This window comes from Pseudonocardia sp. 2-7, assembly GCF_056341085.1.
Genome location: NZ_CP094507.1, coordinates 4498187 through 4516683 on the forward strand (window position 1 = coordinate 4498187; position 18497 = coordinate 4516683).

Genomic DNA, 18497 nt, shown 5'->3' on the forward strand with positions numbered 1-18497 from the left:
GCCCAGGGCGGCTCGAAGTCCCGGGCACTGGTCTGTCTGCGTGCGTTCCCTATGAGGGCGCTCACGCATCCCGCGAGCAGTTTCCCATTGAGGACCGCGGTGGCTCGTGAAAGTATTCACAAGCTGCGAAACACGCACGTAACACCAAGCGCACAGACGATCGGCGCGACCCCGATCGCGCACCAGAGGAGAAAGTGATCATGGACTGGCGTCACGACGCGATCTGCCGCGACGAGGACCCGGAGCTGTTCTTCCCGGTCGGCACCAGCGGCCCTGCCCTGATGCAGATCGCGGAGGCCAAGAGCGTGTGCCGGCGTTGCCCGGTCACCGAGTCGTGCCTGCAGTGGGCTCTCGAGTCCGGCCAGGACGCCGGTGTCTGGGGCGGCATGAGCGAGGACGAGCGGCGCGCCCTGAAGCGGCGCAGCACCCGTCCGCGCGCTCGCACCGCGTAGGCAGCCCCGCCCGGGCACTCGCCCGGAATGCGGCAGGAACAGCTGTCCCGGACAGCAGCTCCGAACAGTAGAAGAAGTAGCTCCCCGACCTCGGGCCCGTAGCCGGACGCCACCGGCCACGGGCCCGAGGTGCGTTCGGGGTGATCTGCCACCCCGGCGTGAGGGTCGACCACGGTGCCGGCGCGACCACGGCACCGGGATCAACGGTCACGGGACGAGCGTATCCGGTGCCCTCCGGGCCCCCGTCCACGCCCCGGGTCACCGGGAGTGACCGGGATCGGTCACCCGCCGCACCGCAGCGACCGCCCGGGGACGGCGAGCATGTCCCCGGTTGCCTCTGACCGCCGTCGTCCGCGCCGTCCCTGGGCCCTCTCCGAGCCGTCCTGCGCGGCTCCGCCGGCCTGCTCCCAGGGGAACTTTCGGGGCGCTCTACGCCACGAGAGTTCCCCTGGGAGCACGCCCGAAGGTCGGTGGGGCGTTCAGGAGCCGCCGAGTGGTACCCGGACCACCGCCACCGTGCCGCCGCCCTCCCGGGCCCGCACCTCGATCGTCGCCTCCAGCTCGGAGGTCAGCAGTGTTCGCACGATCTGCAGACCCAGCCCCTTGGACCTCTCGAAGTCGAAGTCGACCGGCATGCCGTGGCCGTCGTCGGCCACCGACACCTCCAGGCGGCTCGCCGAGCGCACCGGGCTGACGACCACCTCCCCCGCCGTGCCGGGGTCGTAGGCGTGCGCCAGCGCGTTGTGGGTCAGCTCGGCCAGGACCAGCACCAGCGGGGTGGCCTTCGCCGCGGGCAGCGCCCCGAACCCGGAATCGACGCGCACCCGGGCGCGGGACTCGGTCGTCGCGCCGTCGCGGATGGCGGGCAGCACCTTCGGCAGCAGCTCGTCGAGCTCGACGACCTCGGCGACGGAGTAGGCCAGCGCCTCGTGCACGAGCGCGATCGAGGTGACCCGGCGGACCGACTCCTCCAGCGCCCGGCCCGCCTCCGGGTTCTCGCTGCGCCGAGCCTGCATCCGCAGCAGCGCCGCGACCGTCTGCAGGTTGTTCTTCACCCGGTGGTGGATCTCCCGGATGGTGGCGTCCTTGCTCATCAGCGCCGCGTCCCGGCGACGCAGGTCGGTCACGTCGCGGACCAGCACCAGCGCGCCCGCCGCGTCACCGCGGGGCCGCAGCGGCAGCGCGCGCACGAGCATCGTCGCCCGGCGGCCCTTGACCTCCATCCGGGTGGACGGGGCGCCGTCGAGGGCCTCGTTGATCCGGCCGGCGACGTCCTTCGCGTCGAACGGGTCCAGCACGAGCGCCTTGGTGACGGTCGCGAGGTCGGCGCCGGCGACGTCGCTGGCGTGGCCCATGCGGTGGTACGCCGACAGCGCGTTCGGGCTGGCGTAGGCCACGTTGCCGTGCACGTCGAGGCGGACCAGGCCGTCCCCGGCGCGCGGGCTGCCCTCGGCCGAGCCGGGCGGACCGGACTGCGGCGGGAAGGTCCCGTCGACGATCATCTGGCACAGGTCCGAGGCGCTGCCGAGGTAGGCGATCTCCAGCGGGCTCGGGACGCGCGGGGTGGACAGGTTGGTGTCCCGGGACAGCACCGCCACCGTGCGGCCCTTGAAGCGCACCGGGATGGTCTCCCGGCGCACCGGCACCTCCAGGTGCCAGCGCGGGTCGTCGTCGCGGCAAATCCGGCCCTCCAGCACCGCCCGGCGCAGCTGACCGACCTCCACCGGCACCGCCCGGCGGCCGACGACGTCGTCCGGGTGGGCGGTCGGCGCGGTGGTCGGCCGGGCCTGGGCGACGCACAGGAACTGCGCGGTCGCCGCCCGGGAGGCACCGCCGGTCCCCGTGTGGAGGTCGTCCAGCGGCACCCACAGCAGGAAGTCGGCGAAGGACATGTCGGCCAACAACTGCCACTCGCCGACCACGCGCTGGAGGTGATCGGCGGTCTCGCCGTCCATCGTCGTGTGCTCGGCGAGCAGCTCGCTCAGCGTGGTCACGATCGCCCATCCCACCACATGCGAGAATCGCGCGTACGAAGCTCCCGCGGCAACGCCGCGGAACCGTGACCCGGACGGGAAGGAGGGTCGAGATGTCCAAGCGTGCACGCAAGCGCCGTGACCGCGCCAAGAAGGGCGCCAACCACGGCAAGAAGCCGAACTGCTGAGTTCGGCGGCACCGACGCGAGAGGGCGGGCACCCCGGTGGGGTGCCCGCCCTCTCGCGTGTGTCGCCGGAGCGGCGGTGCCGGTCAGCCGCCGGAGCGGCGGTACTCGGTGCGCTGGTGCGACACCGAGACGCTCGTGCCGTCCGGGCCGCTCTCCACGGTCACCTGGGCCTGCTCGAGCACCGCGGAGCGGATCTGCGACCGCAGCCGGTCCTTGAGCCCGGCCGGGGCCGCCTCGCCGCCGCACTTGCGCGCCAGCAGCGCCTTCAGCTTCTCGTCGATGCCGTACTCGGCCAGGCAGGGCGCGCACTCGTCGAGGTGCTGCTGGAGCAGGCGTCGCCGCTCCTGGTCGCACTCGTGGTCGAGGAACAGCCACACCTCGGCCAGCACCTCGGTGCACCCGGTGTTCGCGGGCGGGTCCTGGATCATGGGGTTGCGCTCGAGCGGTGCGCCCGAGTCCTCGGCGGCGCTCACGATGCCGTCACCTCCCGGTCCCCGGTCGCGCCGGCGGCCCCGTCGCGGACGAATCCGCGCTCGCGGGCCACGTCGGTCAGCATGTCGCGCAGCTGACGCCGGCCGCGGTGCAGCCGCGACATGACGGTGCCGATCGGGGTGCCCATGATCTCGGCGATCTCCTTGTAGGCGAACCCCTCGACGTCGGCGAGGTAGACCGCCATGCGGAAGTCCTCCGGCAGGCCCTGCAGGGCCTCCTTGACGTCGCTGTCGGGCAGCGCGTCGAGGGCCTCCACCTCGGCCGAGCGCAGACCGGTCGAGCTGTGCTCACCGGCCTGGGCCAGCTGGTAGTCGGTGATCTCGTCGGTCGGCGACTGCAGGGGCTGACGCTGCCGCTTGCGGTACCCGTTGATGTAGGTGTTGGTCAGGATCCGGTACAGCCACGCCTTGAGGTTGGTGCCGCGGCGGAACGACCCGAACGCCGAGTACGCCTTGAGGAAGGTCTCCTGCACCAGGTCCTCGGCGTCGGCCGGGTTCCGGGTCATGCGCAGCGCCGCGCCGTAGAGCTGGTCGAGCAGCGGCATCGCGTCACGCTCGAAGCGGGCCGTGCGGTCGGAGACGCTCTCGTCCTCGGGCGCACGGTTGCCGTCGGCGTCGGCCACACCCACCAGGGCGGCGAGCTCCGCGGGATCGGTCCCTGCCGCGCCCGTCTCCGGCTGGTCCGGCTGATCCGGCTGTACTGACAAAGGTTCCCTCTCCAGTGACACGAGTCGCGCACCGGTGCGGGTCACCGGCACGGCGGACGCGTCGGAGGGTACGCGCCCCGGCCGCTCACGGCCGTCCGGCGGCGCGGCCCCGGGCCTCTCCATCACTGATGTCGTCACGCCCGGAACAACGGTGCGGCGCCGGACGGCATTCCCGTAGGTTCGCCGTCACCCCCGGGTCGGCCCCGGGGCGGGACGGAGGACACCGACGATGGCGGGCAGGGGCACCCCGGCGACGGCACTGCTGAGCAAGCGTGGGGTGGCGCACGAGCTGCACACCTACACCCACCACGACGGCGCCGGCTACGGCGAGGAGGCCGCCGCCGTCATGGGGCAGGACCCGCGCCGGGTGTTCAAGACCCTCGTCGCGCTCGTCGACGGGGCCATGACGGTCGGGATCGTGCCGGTGTCGGCCCAGCTGGACCTCAAGGCGCTGGCCGCCGCCGCGGGCGGGAAGAAGGCCGTCATGGCCGACGTCGCCGACGCCGAGCGGGCCACCGGCTACGTAGCGGGCGGCATCTCCCCGCTGGGCCAGCGCAAGCGGCTGCCGACCGTCCTGGACGCCTCGGCGCAGGAGCACCCGACGGTGTTCTGCTCCGGGGGCAGACGTGGCCTGGAGATCGAGCTCGCCCCGGCGGACCTGGTGGCGCTCACCGGCGCCGTCGTCGCACCGATCGCGACCGGCTGACCGCAGAGGATCATCCGGACGGGTTCGGACCGGGCACCGCGCCAGTAGGGTCGATCACCGACGGCAGCAGGACGCCGTCGCCACCGACCGAGACGAGCTACGGGGAGCACGCGTGGACCGACCGGCATGGGCGCCCGACGAGGTGGACATGACCAGCCCGAGCGTCGCCCGGGTCTACGACTACTACCTGGGCGGGTCGCACAACTTCGAGGCCGACCGCGCCTTCGCCGAGAAGGTGCTCGACGCGCTGCCCGAGATGGCGGCCGTCGCGCAGGCCAACCGGGCGTTCCTGCGCCGGGCCGTGCACCACCTGTGCGCCCACGGGATCCGCCAGTTCCTCGACCTCGGGTCCGGCATCCCGACCGTCGGCAACGTGCACGAGGTCGCGGCGACCGCCTGCGACGACGCGCGGGTCCTCTACGTCGACCACGACCCGATCGCCGTCGCGCACAGCCGTGCGCTGCTCGACGGCGACCCGTCGACGGCCGTCCTCGCCGCCGACCTGACCGACCCGCTCCGCGTCCTCGACGACCCGGTGACCCGGGCCCACCTCGACCTGTCCCGGCCGGTGGCGGTGCTGCTCGTCTCGGTGCTGCACTTCGTCCCGGACGAGGCGGACCCGGCCGGGATCATCGCCGCCTACGCCGGCGCGGCAGCCCCCGGCAGCCACGTGGTCGTCAGCCACGCGAGTGACGAGGGGGGCCTCTCCGGTGCGAGCCGGGCCCAGAACCTCTACAACAGGGACAGGTCCCCGAACCGGATGCGGATGCGCGACACCGAGGAGGTCGCGGCGCTGTTGGGTGATCTGGAGCTGGTCGAGCCCGGCGTCGTGCGGATCCCGCTCTGGCGTCCGGAGTCCCCGGTGGGCCCCGAGGCGCAGCGTTACCCCGGGCTCGCCGCCGTCGCCCGTCACGCCGGGCAGCCCGGGATCTGACCATCGGAGGGAGAGCCGTCGTGGCGAAGCCCGTCCCCGTCCTGCCCGGTGGGCAGGGACCGGGGCCGTCGGCGCTGGCCGACGCCTGGGTGCGCGCCATCGAGGCCCGCAACTTCGTCTCCGCGGCCCGCGCCGACCTGTACGCGGTGCTGTCCGGCGCGGCCTGGTGGTTCACCGCCGTCGTCGAGGGACGGGCGGAGGAGGCGATCGCCGAGGAGGTCGGCGCCGAGCTGGTCGCCGCGCACCTCACCGACCCGGCCGCGCTGCGCTGCTCGATCGACGTCCTGGCCCGGCACTTCGCCGGGCCCAGCCCGGACCCGGAACGGTTCCGCCGCTGGACCGCGGCGGTCGGGGCGCTGTCGACGGGGTACGCCCGGACGCTGCGCGACCGCACCCGGTTGGAGCAGGAACGGATCAGCTCCGCCGCGTTCGCGGCGCGCGCCGCCGCCGAGGACGCCCGATGGCAGTCCGAGGCGCGCTACGGGGTCGTCTTCGAGAGCTCCGTGCTCGGCATCAGCGTCGCCGACACCGGGGGCCGCATCCTGGAGGCCAACCGCACACTGACCGCCATGCTCGGCTACCGGCCGGGCGATCTCGTGGGCCGCTCGGTGTTCGAGTTCATCCACCCCGAGGACACCCCGGAGATGTGGCCGCAGATCGAGGCCATGCTCGCCGGGCGGATCGGCCACGCCCGGATGGAGAAGTCCTACTTCCGGGCCGACGGTGACCAGGTGTGGACCGAGCTGACCGTCTCGCTGGTCCGCTCCCCCGACGGCGAGCCCCGCTACCTCGTCGCGATGGTCTCCGACGTCACCGAGCGGCGCCGCCTGCAGTCACGGCTGCGCCACCAGGCCGAGCACGACCCGCTCACCGGGCTGCCGAACCGCTCGCTGTTCTTCACCCGGCTCGAGTCCGCGCTCGCCGGCCCGTACGGCTCGCCCGCCCCGGTGGGGGTCTGCTACCTCGACCTCGACGGTTTCAAGGCCGTCAACGACACCCTCGGCCACGACGCGGGCGACCAGCTCCTGCGCACCGTCGCACACCGCCTCGACGCCGAGCTCCGCCCGGCCGGGCACACCGTCGCCCGGATGGGCGGCGACGAGTTCGTCGTGCTGGTGGAGCGCTGCGCCGGCGTCGATCAGCTGACCGCGGTCGCCGAGCAGGCCCTGGCGGTCGTCCGACGGCCGGTGCACGTGCGTGGCCGGGAGGTCGTGGTCTCGGCCAGCATCGGGATCGTCGACCGGCCGTTCGCGGTGGGCTCCGGCGCCGTCGGTGCCGAGGGGGCGGCCGAGCTGATGCAGGCCGCGGACACCACGATGTACTGGGCCAAGCGCGACGGCCGGGACCGGATCGCGGTGTTCGACCCGGCCCGTCACGCCAACGACGTGCACCTGTTCGAGCTGGCCGGGCGGATGCCGGGCGCTCTGGAGCGCGGTGAGTTCCACCTGGAGTACCAGCCGCTGGTGTCGCTGCACGACGGCTCGGTCGTCGGGGTGGAGGCGCTGGCCCGCTGGCGCACCGCCGACGGCGAGCGGCTCGGCCCGGACGTGTTCATCCCGCTGGCCGAGCAGACCGGACTCATCGTGCCGCTCGGGCTGCACCTGCTGGAGCGGGCCTGCACCGACGCGCGGTTCTGGGTGGACGGCGGTGCCGACGCCGGGCTCGTGCTCAGCGTGAACGTGGCGGGCCAGCAGCTGCGCAGGCCCGACGCCGTCGCCCGGATCGCCGACGTGCTGGAGCGGACCGGGTGGCCCGCGTCGTCGCTGCAGCTGGAGCTGACCGAGAGCGACCTCATGTCCGCCGCCGGGCGGCCGGTGCAGGCGCTGGAGGAGCTCTCGCGGCTCGGGGTGCGGATCGCCATCGACGACTTCGGCACCGGCTACTCCAACCTGGTCTACCTGCACCGGATGCCGGTGGACGTGCTCAAGCTGGCCGGCTCGTTCGTCACCGGCCGGGGCGGCGCCTGCCCGGACGACGACGACGGCGCCCCGCGCGACGTCGACAGCCCGGTCATCCTCTCGGCGATGATCGAGCTGGCGCACACCCTCGGACTCTCCGTCGTCGCGGAGTCGGTGGAGACCGAGGGCCAGGCCCGGCGGCTGCACCAGCTGGGCTGCGACGTCGGGCAGGGCTGGCACCTGGGCTGCCCGGTCCCGGCCGCGGAGATCGCCGCCCGGCTCACCGCGCCCGGCGGGTCGCCGAGGTCGTAGGGGGCCGCAGAGCCGGAACGACTCCGGGCGGCGACCCTCACCGACTCACCGGGTGAGTGTCGCCAGCCACTCCCCCACGGCGGACCCGAGCAGGTCGTGCTGCCTCTTCAGGCCGTGGTCGCCGTCGAGCAGGACGACCCGGCGGGCCGGACCGTCCCCGGGGACGCCGAAGCGGTCGTTGCGGCCCTGCACCACGAGCACCGGCACCCCGGCCGCCTCGAGCTCCGGGGCCCGCGTCCGCTCCGGGCGGCCCGGTGGGTGCAACGGGAAGGCCAGGCACAGCACCGCGGCGGCACCGGCCGTCGTCGCCGTGCGGCAGGCGACGCGCGCGCCGGAGCTGCGGCCGCCGACGACCAGCGGGCCGTCGTGGCCGGGCCGCACCGCCGCGACGACGGCGAGCCACGCCTCGTCGAGGTGCCCGGCCGGGGCGGGGGCCCGCCGGCCCGCCACCCGGTAGGGCTGCTCGACCAGGCCGACGTCGAACCCGGCGGCGGTGGCCGCCGCGGTCGCGGTGACCAGGTCGGGGGCGTCGACGCCGCCGCCCGCGCCGTGCCCGAGCAGCAGCAGCCCGCGCGGGAACCCCGCCCGGTGCAGGGTGACCCGGGCCGGGCCGCGCGGGGTGTCGACCTCGCGCGCCGCGGTCACGAGAGCAGGTCGAGCTGGATCGGCTCGGTCACCTGGTCGTCGGGGAGCCGGTCGAGCAGCTCGGGCGCGTTGTTGCGGACGTTGTTGACCTGCGGCGAGACCGGCCGGATGTCCAGTGTCGAGACCAGCTCCGGCGACGGCGGCACCAGCAGCCGGGTCACCCCCTCGTCGCCGGTGCCGCGGTCCGGGTCGAGCCAGTCCGACCAGTCGTCGGGGCGCAGCAGCAGCGGCATCCGGTCGTGCACCTGGGCCAGCGGGCCGACCGCCTCGGTGGTGAGCACGCAGGCGGTGACCAGCCCGTCGGGGTACTTCTCGGTCAGCTCGTCGCCCTTCGGGCGCCAGAACTCCCAGATGCCCGCCATCGCCATCGTGGCGCCGTCGGCGTAGTGGGTGAAGTACGGCTGCTTGGTCGGCTTGCCGGTCCCTCCCTGGGACTTCGGGACGGCGTCGTGGCGCTGCCACTCGTACCAGCCGTCCATCGGGAACAGGCAGCGCCGCGACGCGGCCGCACGGCGGAACGCAGGCTTCTCGGTGATCGTCTCCGACCGGGCGTTCACCATCCGCGCACCCGCCGACGGGTCCTTCGCCCAGAACGGCACCAGCCCCCAGCGCACGGTGCGCAGCGACCGCTCGGTGGTGTCCCGGTCGGGCTCGCCGCTCTCGTCGCGGGGGTGGCGCTCGACCACCACGGTGATGTCCTTGGTCGGCGCCACGTTGTAGTCCGGACGCTGCGAGGTCTCCTGCGTCGCGTCGACGGCGTGGAACTCGTCGGCCAGGTCCGCGGGGGCCTTGGTGGAGGCGTAACGGCCGCACATGCGCCCCATCCTCCCACGTGGGGAAGGATGGAGGCGTGAGCAACTGGACCGCCCCCACGCCCGGGTCGCCGGTGACCGGCACCGTCACCGTCCCCGGGTCGAAGTCGGTGACCAACCGTGCGCTGCTGCTCGCCGGCCTGTCCGGCGGCGGTGTCCGGGTCGACGGCGCCCCGCCCACCCGCGACACCGCGCTGATGACCGGGGCGCTCGCCGCGCTCGGCGTCCCGGTCACCACGCTCGGGGACACGGTGGAGATCGGCGCGCACCCCGGGCTGCGCGGCGGGACCCCCGAGGCGCCCGCCGAGGTCGACTGCGGGCTCGCCGGCACGGTCATGCGGTTCGTCCCCCCGGCCGCGGCGACGGCGTCCGGTGCGGTCCGCTTCGACGGCGACCCGCGCGCCCGGGAGCGCCCGATGGGCACCGTGCTGGACGCGCTGCGCGCACTCGGTGCCACCGTGTCCTACGACGGCGCCGCCGACGCGCTGCCGTTCGTGCTCGACGGCGGCCCGGTCCGGGGCGGCGAGGTCACGATCGACGCGTCGGCGTCGTCGCAGTTCGTGTCCGGGCTGCTGCTGTCCGGGTCGCTGTTCGAGCGCGGCGTGACCGTGGTCCACGAGGGCGCGCCGCTGCCGTCGCTGCCGCACATCGCGATGACCGTGGAGATGCTGCGCGCCGCCGGGGTGGCCGTCGACGACGCCGAGCCGAACACCTGGCGGGTCGAGCCCGGCCCGGTCGCGGCGCGGGACTGGTCGGTCGAGCCGGACCTGTCGAACGCCTCGGTGTTCCTCGCCGCGGCCGTCGTGACCGGCGGGCGGGTCACCGTGCGCGGCTGGCCGGCCGAGACCACCCAGCCCGGCGTCGACGTCCTGCCGGTCCTGGAGCAGTTCGGCGCCACGGTCACGCACACCGCCGACGGCCTCACCGTGACCGGACCGGACCGGCTCACCGGCGTCGACGTCGACCTGCACGACGCGGGCGAGCTCGCCCCCACCGTCGCCGCGGTGGCCGCGCTGGCGTCGGGCACCTCGCGGCTGCGCGGGATCGGGCACCTGCGGGGCCACGAGACCGACCGGCTCGCCGCCCTCGCCACCGAGATCACCGCGCTCGGCGGTGCCGTCACCGAGACCGAGGACGGCCTGGTCATCGAGCCGAAGCCGCTCACCGGGCGGTCCGACCGGCCGTGGGGCGCCTACGCCGACCACCGGATGGCGACCGCGGGCGCGATCATCGGGCTGGTGGTGCCGGGCGTCGAGATCGACGACGTGGCGAGCACCGACAAGACCATCCCGGACTTCCCCGGCCGGTGGGCGGCGCTGGTCGGGAACTGACATGCCCCGCGACATCAGCAGGCTCGACGAGTCCGACGTCCGTGTCCGCCCCGGACGGCGCGGGAGCAGGCCGCGCAGCAAGCGCAGGCCCGCACACGCCGACGCGACCCGCGCGATGGTCACCGCCGTCGACCGGGGACGGTGGACCTGCGCGGTCGACGCCGACCCGGGCCTGCCCCAGGTCGTCGCCATGCGGGCCCGCGAGCTGGGCCGGACGCCGGTCGTCGTCGGGGACCGGGTGGACCTCGTCGGGGACCTGTCCGGAGAGCCGGACACCCTCGCCCGGATCGTGCGGGTCGCCGAGCGTGACACCGTGCTGCGCCGCACCGCCGACGACACCGACCCCTACGAGCGGATCGTCGTCGCGAACGCACAGCGGCTGATCGTGGTCACCGCCGTCGCCGACCCGGTGCCGCGCAGCGGGTTCGTCGACCGCTGCCTGGTCGCGGCCTTCGCCGGTGGGCTGCAGCCGGTGCTGTGCCTGACCAAGTCCGACCTCGCCGACCCGGAGCCGTTCGCGGCGCAGTACCGCGAGCTCGGCGTGCCGGTGCTGGTGACCGGGCGCTCGGAGTCCGGGCCTCCGTCCGGGCTGGACGCGCTGCGCGAGGAGCTGTCCGGGCGGCTGTGCGCACTGGTCGGGCACTCCGGGGTCGGCAAGTCCACCCTGGTCAACGCGATCGTCCCGGCCGCCGAGCAGGCCACCGGGGTCGTGTCGGGTGTCGGGAAGGGACGGCACACGACCACCGCCGCGCTCGCGTTCCCGCACGCCGACGGCTGGGTGGTCGACACCCCCGGGGTGCGCTCGTTCGGGCTGGCGCACGTCGGTGCGGACGACGTCGTCGCCGCGTTCGGCGACCTGGCGACCGCGATCGAGGACTGCCCGCGCGGCTGCGGGCACCTCGGGCCGCCCGCCGACCCGGAGTGCGCACTGGACGACCTGGTCGCCTCCGGCGCACTCGGAGGAGGCAGACTCGAGGCGTTGCGCCGCGTGCTGGTGGCGCTGGCGAGCGACAGGTTCTGACCATCACGACGACGGCCGGGGAGCGGGTAGTGCCGGGACGACGCGCGATGACGCTGCTGCTGTGCGGGGCGGTGCTGGTGCCCGGGCTGACCGGCTGCGCCTGGCCCGGTTCCCTCGGTGACACCCCCGCACCGCCCGCCGCCGCGCCCGCCGCGCTGCCGAAGTACTACGACCCGGCGCCGCTGATCACCGACGTCCGGGCCCGTACCCGGCTCGACGGCGGCTCGACGCTGTCGGTGGCGGGCACCCTGACCCACGACGGCACGACCGTCCCGGTGACCGGCGACGGCGCCCTGCGGGTCGGCCAGGACGGGGACGCCCCCGCGGTGCGGCTGCTGCTGCGCTCCGGCCCGTCCGGCGCGGTCGCCCGGAGCACGGAGCTCATCCGGATCGACGGCCGGACCTGGCTGCGCCCCGGCGACCGCGGCTGGGGCGAGGCCGGCCGGGTGGCGCTGCCCCCGGAGCAGATGTCCCACGCGACGCTGGCCGCGAACGTCGCCGCCGGACTGGACCCGCTGGGGGCGGTCGCGCGCTACCCGGACGCGGTGCTCGTCGCCGAGGCCGCCGACGACGCCGTCGACGGCACCCCGGCCGTGCACTACACACTGGTCGTCGACCTGGTCCGGGCCGCGGCGACCGAGACCGACCCGGCGCGCCGCACGGCGTTGCAGGCCCAGCAGCGGGCCGGGCTGACCCGGCTGAGCGCGGAGATCTGGGTCGACGCCGAGCGCAGGCCGCTGCGCAGCCGGGTCCGCCAGCAGCTCCCCGACGGCGCGGCGCTCGACGTCCTCGTCCGCTACGACGGCTGGGGCGCCCCGATCACCATTGAGCCGCCGGTCCGCGGCTGACCCGGGCCCTCAGCGGCGGAACGCCAGGTCCAGGCCGTCGACCGGCCAGGTGCAGCGGTAGAGCCGCCCCCACCCCGACGAGGTGACCCACGCCTCGCGCGACCCGGCGCCGGCGAAGCAGATGTTCGTGACGTGCGGGTCGTGCTCGGGCGGCGCGACGGTGCCGAGCAGCTCCCCGGCCGGGGACAGCACGCTGACCTCGCCGGAGACCAGGGTGGCCACGCAGACGTTCCCGTCGCCGTCGACGGCGAGCGAGTCGAGGTTGCGGAACCCGGCGAAGCCGTGCAGCAGCCGGGCGTCGCCGGGGCCGGGCGGGCCGGGCAGCTCCGGCGGCGCGGCGAGCGCGCCGGGTCCGGTCACCGCCCAGCACCAGACACGGCCGGTGGCGGTCTCGGCGACGTAGAGCCGTGACCCGTCCGGGGACAGGCCCACGCCGTTCGGGGTCATGAGCGGGTGCACGACCTCGGTGAGCGCCGAGCCGTCGGGACGGGCGTGGTACAGCCCGCCGAGGTCGACCTCGCGGGGGCGGCGCTTGCCGAGGTCGGTGAACCAGAAGGTGCCGTCGGCGGCGAAGACGATGTCGTTGGGGCCGCGCAGGCCGTCGTGGAGCACCGAGGAGCGGCCCGTGTCGGGGTCGACGCGCAGGATCGCGCCGCCGCGGTAGTCCTCGGGCTGGTTGCCCGGGTACACGGTGCCGTCGGGGCGGGTGTGCCAGGTGAAGCCGCCGTTGTCGCAGACGTAGACGGCGCCGTCCGGGCCGATCGCGGCGCCGTTCGGGCCACCCCCGGTCTCGGCGACGGTGACGTGGCCGCCGTCGGGCAGCACCCGGGTCAGCCGCCCGGCCGCGATCTCGACCACGAGCACCGACCCGTCGGACAGCGCCACCGGGCCCTCCGGGAACGCGAGCCCACGGGTCACCTCGTGCAGCTGCGGCGCGACGAACGCCATACCGGCCTCCGATCCGGGTTACGGTCCGGTGCATGAGCGAGCGTGTCCGGACCACCGTGGACGACGGCGTCGCCGAGGTGCGGCTCACCCGCCCGGAGCGCCGCAACGCCCTCGACGTCGTCCAGTTCACCGCGATCGTGCACGCCGCGGAGGCGCTGCGCGACCGCACGGACGTCCGCGCGGTGGTCCTCTCGGCGGACGGGCCGGACTTCTGCGCCGGGCTGGACCGCGACATGTTCCGCGCGATGCGCTCCGGGGAACGGCTCTCGGCCACCGCCGAGCTGCCCCCGCCGCGCGAGGGCTCCCCGGCGCACGCGACCGGGCAGCGCGCCGCCCACGTCTGGGCCGAGCTGGACGTGCCGGTGATCGCCGCCGTGCAGGGGCACGCGCTGGGCGGCGGGCTGCAGATCGCGCTGGGGGCGGACCTGCGGATCGTCGCGCCCACCGCGACGCTGTCGGTGCTGGAGATCGTGTGGGGCCTGGTGCCCGACATGGGCGGCACGCTGCTGCTGCCGCAGCTGGTCGGGCGCGACGTCGCCCGCGACCTGACCTTCACCGGGCGCACGGTGTCCGGCACCGAGGCCGTCGCGCTGGGGCTCGCGACCCGCACCGCCGAGGACCCGCGGGCGGCCGCGCTGGCGACCGCGCACGAGATCGCCGCGCGCAACCCGCACGCCGTGCGTGCGGCGAAGCGGCTGCTCGCGGCGCCCCGCCCACCCGCCGAGCAGCTCGCCGCCGAACAGGCCGAGATCGGTGCGCTGATCGCGAGCCCGAACCAGCGCGAGGCGGTGACCGCGCGGCTGGAGGGGCGGGACCCGCTGTTCGCCGATCCCGCACCGGGGCCGCCGGCCGGGACGGGCTGACCGCCCGCCGGGGCTCAGCCCAGCTCGACGAGGAACGGCAGCTCGGTGCCGTCGTACCAGGCCAGCTCGTGGTCCTCGGCCTCGCCGACGAGGAACTCGGCGTCCATGTCGCCCAGGTCGGCCTTGTCGACCGCGCCGGCCGCCTCCCGGACGGCGTGCTCGGCCTCCGGCAGGTCCACGTGCACGGCGGCGATCTTCGACACCGGGACCGGGCCGGTCACCCGGACCGCTCCGTCGTCGAGGTCGGGGCGCAGGGTGACGTCGTCGGTGTCGGCGGACACCACGACCCGGCGGGCGGGGGTGTCGTCCTCGCCCAGCCCGAACTCGACCGAGAGCAGCCGCAGCGACGCCCGCGCCGCCTCGTTCATCGCGGCGTACTCGAGCTCCTCGTCGTCGCCCGCGGTGTAGGACTCGCGCAGCTTCGGGGTGAGTGCGAACGCGGTGCCGCCCAGCGGCTCGAAGTTCCCGGTCTTCACCGTGCGGGCCAGCATCGGCCAGGTCGCGGGGAGGTAGATCCTCAACGGTCGTCTCCTCTGACGGGTGTCATCGGTGTCTGTCGCAGTGTCTCGAGGAGCTCCTCGAGTGACTCGTCCACCATCCCGGCGAGCACCTCCAGGTCGCCCATGGCGTCCCTGTCCCCGTTCAGCCCGTAGTACACGCCACCGTCGTAGCTGGTCAGGCCGATGGAGACGGCCTGGCCCTTCGCCAGCGGCACCACCGGGAACATCTCCAGCATCCGCGCCCCGGCCGCGTAGAGCGGGAACTGCGGGCCGGGCACGTTGGTCACGACCAGGTTGAAGAAGTGCCGGGCCATGCCGTTCGCGGCGCGGGCGCCGACGGCGTGCAGCGTCGGCGGGGCGAACCCGCCGATCCGCACCAGCGTGTCGGCGCCGACGGCGTCGCCGGTGTCGGTGTGCTCGCGCATCTGGTGGGTGACCTGGTGCAGCCGCACCAGCGGGCTCGGCTCGCCGACGGGCAGGTCCACCAGGAACGACGCCACCCGGTTCCCGAGCGACCCGCCGGTCGCCGAGCTGGGCACGTCGCCCTCCCCGCGCACCGACAGCGGCACCAGCGCCCGCACCGACGACGACCCGGCGACCGGCTCGCCGCGCGACATCAGCCAGGTGCGCAGGGCACCGGCGATGACGGCGAGCACCACGTCGTTGACATCGCAGCCGTACGCGGCGCGGACCTTGCGGTAGTCCTCCAGGTCGGTGCGGGCCATCGCGAACCGGCGCTGGGTGGAGATCTCGGCGTTCAACGGGAGCCCGGGCGCGCGGCGGCCCGCGGTGCGGGCCATGTTCAGGACCTTGCCCGCGGCCCCGGCGAGCTTGCCGACGGTGGCCAGCGCGTCGCCCGCGGCGACCCGGACGTTGTCCACGATCTCGGTGGGGCGGGTGACGGCCTCGGAGATCGCGTCGAGCACGAGCTGGCCGTCGGTCGGCTCCGGGCGCGGCATCCACAGCTCGTCCGGGGTGTCCCGCGGCTCGGCGGACACGTCCAGGATGACCTGTCCGATGTCGATGGCGGAGATCCCGTCGACCATCGCCTGGTGGGTCTTGGTGAGGATCGCGACGCGTCCGCCGTCGCCGCCGCCGTCCGCTGCGGGGGCGAGGCCCTCGATGAGGTACATCTCCCACAGCGGGCGGGTGTGGTCCAGCGGGCGGGACATCAGGCGCCCGACCAGCTCGGTCAGCTGCTCCTCGCTGCCCGGACGGGGCAGCGCGGACCGGCGCACGTGGTAGGCGATGTCGAACTCGGGGTCGTCGACCCACACCGGGCGTGCGAGGTTGCCCGGGACGTGGCGGACCTTCTGCCGGTAGCGCGGCACCAGCGCGATGCGCTGCTCGATGAGCTCGACCAGCCGGTCGTAGTCGAAGCCGTTGTCGGGGCGGTCGAACACGGCGACCCCGCCGACGTGCATCGGTGTGGTCGCCTCCTCCAGGTACAGGAAGGACGCGTCGAGTGCGGAGAGCCGGGACGGCATGGCCGCGATCCTACGTGCGACGCTTCTCCCCGTGAGCGATGCAGGTGCGGTCTCCCCGAAGGACCGGTTCATCACGGTCTACGGCCGCAAGCCCGTCCTGGAGGCGCTGGCCGACCCCGACCTGGAGGTCGACAAGGTCGTGCTGGCCGACACGGTGCGCGGTGGCGGCGAGCGCGAGATCACCGCGGCCGCCCGCGGCCGCGGGGTGCCGGTGCAGCGCGCGACCGCGCAGCGGGTGAAGGTGCTGGCCGGCAACGGCCGCCACGACCAGGGTGTGCTGGCCGACGTCGTCGCCCCGCGGATGTCGCCGCTGGAGCACTTCCTGTCCGATCTGGGCACCCGGCGGCCGGCGTCGGTGCTGGTCCTCGACGCCGTCACCAACCCGTCGAACGTCGGGATGATCCTGCGCAGCGCGACGGCCGCCGGTCTGGACGGCGTGCTGCTGCCCCGCCGCGGGGTGCCCGCCATCGACCCGCTGGTGATCAAGGCGTCGGCCGGGGTGGCGTTCGCCGCGCCGGTGCTGCGCTGCGCCACCGCCACCGAGGGCGTCGACCTCATGCACGCCGCCGGGTTCGGGGTGTTCGGGCTCGACGCCGGCGGCGACTCGCTGCTGGAGGCGTCGCTCCCGCCCCGGGTCGCGCTGGTGCTGGGCAACGAGACCGACGGCCTGACCGAGGACGTCCGTTCCCGGCTCGACGGGATCCTCTCGCTGCCGATGTACGGCGGGGTGGAGTCGCTCAACGTCGCCTCCGCCGGCGCCGTCGCCGCCTACGAGCTGCTGCGCCGACGCTGACCGGTCACCTAGTGTCGGGGCGATGGTGCGCCGTCGCATTCCCCGCCCGTCCGAGCTGGCGCCGCTGCTGCGGCCGGCCCCGTTCACCCTGGACCGTACGGCGGCCCGGCTCGCCCGCGCGTCGAGCATCGGTGACCTGCGCGAGCTGGCGCGGCGCCGCGCGCCGCGGGCCGTGTTCGACTACACCGACGGGGCCGCCGAGGACGAGGTGAGCCTGCGCCGGGCCCGCGAGGTGTGGGCGTCGGTGGAGTTCTCGCCGACCGTGCTCACCGACGTCTCGCGGGTGGACACCGGCCGGGACATCCTGGGCGGTCGCTCGTCGCTGCCGTTCGCGCTGGCCCCGACCGGCTTCACGCGGATGATGCACACCGAGGGCGAGCGCGCGGTCGCCGCCGTCGCCGCGCGGGCCGGGATCCCCTACGCGCTCTCGACGATGGGCTCGACGACGATCGAGGGCGTCGCCGAGGCCGGGCGCGGCGGGCGGCACTGGTTCCAGCTCTACCTGTGGCGCGACCGCTCGGTCGCCCACGAGCTCGTCTCCCGGGCGCGGGAGGCCGGCTACGACACGCTGCTGCTCACCGTGGACACCCCGGTCGGCGGCAACCGGCGCCGCGACGCCCGCAACGGCCTGTCCATCCCGCCCGCGCTGTCGCTGCGGACCTTCGTCGACGGCGCCCGCCACCCCCGCTGGTGGTTCGACCTGCTCACCACCGAGCCGCTGACGTTCGAGTCGCTCGCCGCGGGCGGCGGCAGCCCCTACGAGGTGATCAACCGGGTGTTCGACCCGGCGCTGAACCTCGACGACGTCACCTGGCTGCGCGGGGCCTGGCCCGGGAAGCTGGTGGTCAAGGGCGTCCAGTCGGTCACCGACGCCCGCCGCGTCGCCGACGCGGGCGCCGACGGCGTGCTGCTGTCCAACCACGGCGGACGGCAGCTGGACCGGGCCCCGGTGCCCGCCGAGCTGATCGAGCCGGTGGTGCAGGAGCTCGGCGACGACGCGGAGGTCCTGGTGGACACCGGGATCACCCACGGCGGCGACGTCGTCGCCGCCGTCGCGCTCGGCGCCCGCGCGGCGCTGGTGGGCCGCGCCTACCTGTACGGGCTGATGGCCGGTGGCGAGGCCGGGGTGTCCCGCGCGGTGGAGATCCTGCGCGCCGAGGTGGAGCGGACGATGCAGCTGCTCGGCGTCACCCGGGTGGACGACCTCCGCCCGGAGCACGCCCGGCTCCGCTCGGCGACCGGCGGCCGCCATCACCCGAACGAGCGACGGCCCGGCACTGCGCCCCGGCGCTGACGGGGCCAGCATGGGGCGCATGAGTTTCCTGGACAAGGCCAAGGAACTGCTCGGCAAGCACGACGACAAGGTCGACCAGGCCCTGAACAAGGTCGGCGACGCGGCCAAGCAGAAGTACGGTCACGACGGTCAGATCGACACCGCGACCAAGTTCGCCCGCGAGCGGACCGGCACCGGTGACACCGCCGCGCCGCCGCCCCCCGGTCAGCCGGGTCCGGACGGCCAGGCCCCGCCGCCGCCCGCGCCGGGCCAGGCCCCGCCGCCGCCCCCGCAGCAGTAAGCAGGGCACGACCG

Annotated in this window: 20 protein-coding genes; 12 read left to right on the forward strand and 8 right to left on the reverse strand. The window is 74.9% G+C overall.

All coding sequences use genetic code 11. From position 1 onward, the window contains the following. The first annotated feature begins 200 nt into the window (after positions 1–200). Positions 201–452 carry a WhiB family transcriptional regulator gene (locus tag MTO91_RS21570; protein ID WP_043277332.1) on the forward strand — a complete coding sequence of 84 codons (252 nt, stop codon included), beginning with the start codon at positions 201–203 and terminating at the stop codon, positions 450–452. 479 nt (positions 453–931) lie between these two features. On the opposite strand, the gene MTO91_RS21575 is transcribed toward MTO91_RS21570, so the two are convergent. Further along, positions 932–2446 carry a sensor histidine kinase gene (locus MTO91_RS21575; RefSeq protein WP_251784254.1) on the reverse strand — a complete coding sequence of 505 codons (1515 nt, stop codon included), beginning with the start codon at positions 2444–2446 and terminating at the stop codon, positions 932–934. A gap of 92 nt (positions 2447–2538) precedes the next feature. Here MTO91_RS21575 and MTO91_RS21580 point away from each other — a divergent pair, with 92 nt between their 5' ends. Further along, positions 2539–2613 (forward strand): 50S ribosomal protein bL37, encoded by a 75-nt coding sequence (locus tag MTO91_RS21580; protein WP_369804880.1) that lies wholly within the window; start codon positions 2539–2541, stop codon positions 2611–2613. A gap of 83 nt (positions 2614–2696) precedes the next feature. On the opposite strand, the gene rsrA is transcribed toward MTO91_RS21580, so the two are convergent. Together rsrA and MTO91_RS21590 are read right to left on the reverse strand one after the other, a co-directional pair. Beyond that, positions 2697–3041, reverse strand: coding sequence for a mycothiol system anti-sigma-R factor (rsrA, locus tag MTO91_RS21585; protein ID WP_062403708.1), 345 nt, complete (start codon positions 3039–3041; stop codon positions 2697–2699). A gap of 41 nt (positions 3042–3082) precedes the next feature. Then, a complete protein-coding gene (locus MTO91_RS21590) occupies positions 3083–3727 on the reverse strand; it encodes a sigma-70 family RNA polymerase sigma factor (RefSeq protein WP_062403710.1) in 645 nt (214 codons plus the stop codon). A 313-nt stretch (positions 3728–4040) separates the two neighbouring features. On the opposite strand from MTO91_RS21590, the gene ybaK reads away from it, so the two are divergent. From ybaK to MTO91_RS21605, 3 genes are all read left to right on the forward strand, one after another. Continuing rightward, a complete protein-coding gene (ybaK, locus tag MTO91_RS21595) occupies positions 4041–4517 on the forward strand; it encodes a Cys-tRNA(Pro) deacylase (RefSeq protein WP_405415264.1) in 477 nt (158 codons plus the stop codon). Positions 4518–4629: 112 nt separating this feature from the next. Then, on the forward strand, positions 4630–5451 hold the full coding sequence (locus MTO91_RS21600) for an SAM-dependent methyltransferase (protein ID WP_346104314.1): 822 nt from the start codon (positions 4630–4632) through the stop codon (positions 5449–5451). A 20-nt stretch (positions 5452–5471) separates the two neighbouring features. Next, positions 5472–7661, forward strand: coding sequence for a putative bifunctional diguanylate cyclase/phosphodiesterase (locus tag MTO91_RS21605; protein ID WP_476652526.1), 2190 nt, complete (start codon positions 5472–5474; stop codon positions 7659–7661). Between the two features lie 45 nt (positions 7662–7706). Here MTO91_RS21605 and MTO91_RS21610 read toward each other — a convergent pair whose 3' ends face one another. Together MTO91_RS21610 and MTO91_RS21615 are read right to left on the reverse strand one after the other, a co-directional pair. Beyond that, a complete protein-coding gene (locus MTO91_RS21610) occupies positions 7707–8306 on the reverse strand; it encodes an alpha/beta hydrolase family protein (RefSeq protein WP_476652528.1) in 600 nt (199 codons plus the stop codon). Further along, positions 8303–9121 carry an SOS response-associated peptidase gene (locus MTO91_RS21615; protein ID WP_405415258.1) on the reverse strand — a complete coding sequence of 273 codons (819 nt, stop codon included), beginning with the start codon at positions 9119–9121 and terminating at the stop codon, positions 8303–8305. The genes MTO91_RS21610 and MTO91_RS21615 overlap by 4 nt, the downstream gene beginning before the upstream one ends. A 35-nt stretch (positions 9122–9156) precedes the next feature. Here MTO91_RS21615 and aroA point away from each other — a divergent pair, with 35 nt between their 5' ends. The 3 genes from aroA to MTO91_RS21630 are packed head-to-tail and all read left to right on the forward strand — an operon-like array spanning position 9157 to position 12318. Continuing rightward, entirely contained in the window at positions 9157–10449 is a 1293-nt protein-coding gene (gene aroA, locus MTO91_RS21620; protein ID WP_346104308.1) for a 3-phosphoshikimate 1-carboxyvinyltransferase, read from the forward strand. 1 nt (position 10450) lies between these two features. Continuing rightward, a complete protein-coding gene (gene rsgA, locus MTO91_RS21625; protein ID WP_208824101.1) occupies positions 10451–11470 on the forward strand; it encodes a ribosome small subunit-dependent GTPase A in 1020 nt (339 codons plus the stop codon). A gap of 47 nt (positions 11471–11517) precedes the next feature. After that, positions 11518–12318, forward strand: coding sequence for a hypothetical protein (locus MTO91_RS21630; protein ID WP_405415254.1), 801 nt, complete (start codon positions 11518–11520; stop codon positions 12316–12318). A 9-nt stretch (positions 12319–12327) separates the two neighbouring features. Here MTO91_RS21630 and MTO91_RS21635 read toward each other — a convergent pair whose 3' ends face one another. Then, on the reverse strand, positions 12328–13266 hold the full coding sequence (locus tag MTO91_RS21635; RefSeq protein WP_476652529.1) for an SMP-30/gluconolactonase/LRE family protein: 939 nt from the start codon (positions 13264–13266) through the stop codon (positions 12328–12330). A gap of 32 nt (positions 13267–13298) precedes the next feature. Here MTO91_RS21635 and MTO91_RS21640 point away from each other — a divergent pair, with 32 nt between their 5' ends. Next, entirely contained in the window at positions 13299–14129 is an 831-nt protein-coding gene (locus MTO91_RS21640; protein WP_405415249.1) for a crotonase/enoyl-CoA hydratase family protein, read from the forward strand. 14 nt (positions 14130–14143) lie between these two features. Here the strand turns inward: MTO91_RS21640 and MTO91_RS21645 are convergent, their stop codons facing one another. Both MTO91_RS21645 and MTO91_RS21650 read right to left on the reverse strand, forming a co-directional pair. Beyond that, positions 14144–14650, reverse strand: a complete 507-nt coding sequence (locus tag MTO91_RS21645; protein WP_073576326.1) for a DUF6912 family protein — start codon at positions 14648–14650, stop codon at positions 14144–14146. After that, on the reverse strand, positions 14647–16116 hold the full coding sequence (locus tag MTO91_RS21650; RefSeq protein ID WP_476652530.1) for a WS/DGAT/MGAT family O-acyltransferase: 1470 nt from the start codon (positions 16114–16116) through the stop codon (positions 14647–14649). Before MTO91_RS21650 ends, MTO91_RS21645 begins: the two co-directional genes overlap by 4 nt. Here MTO91_RS21650 and MTO91_RS21655 point away from each other — a divergent pair. The 3 genes from MTO91_RS21655 to MTO91_RS21665 are packed head-to-tail and all read left to right on the forward strand — an operon-like array spanning position 16115 to position 18483. Next, positions 16115–16909, forward strand: a complete 795-nt coding sequence (locus MTO91_RS21655) for a TrmH family RNA methyltransferase (protein WP_062397518.1) — start codon at positions 16115–16117, stop codon at positions 16907–16909. The genes MTO91_RS21650 and MTO91_RS21655 overlap by 2 nt on opposite strands. Before the next feature lie 22 nt (positions 16910–16931). Further along, positions 16932–18203, forward strand: coding sequence for an alpha-hydroxy acid oxidase (locus MTO91_RS21660; protein WP_405415243.1), 1272 nt, complete (start codon positions 16932–16934; stop codon positions 18201–18203). 19 nt (positions 18204–18222) lie between these two features. Continuing rightward, positions 18223–18483 carry an antitoxin gene (locus MTO91_RS21665; RefSeq protein WP_073576330.1) on the forward strand — a complete coding sequence of 87 codons (261 nt, stop codon included), beginning with the start codon at positions 18223–18225 and terminating at the stop codon, positions 18481–18483. Positions 18484–18497 lie beyond the last annotated feature (14 nt).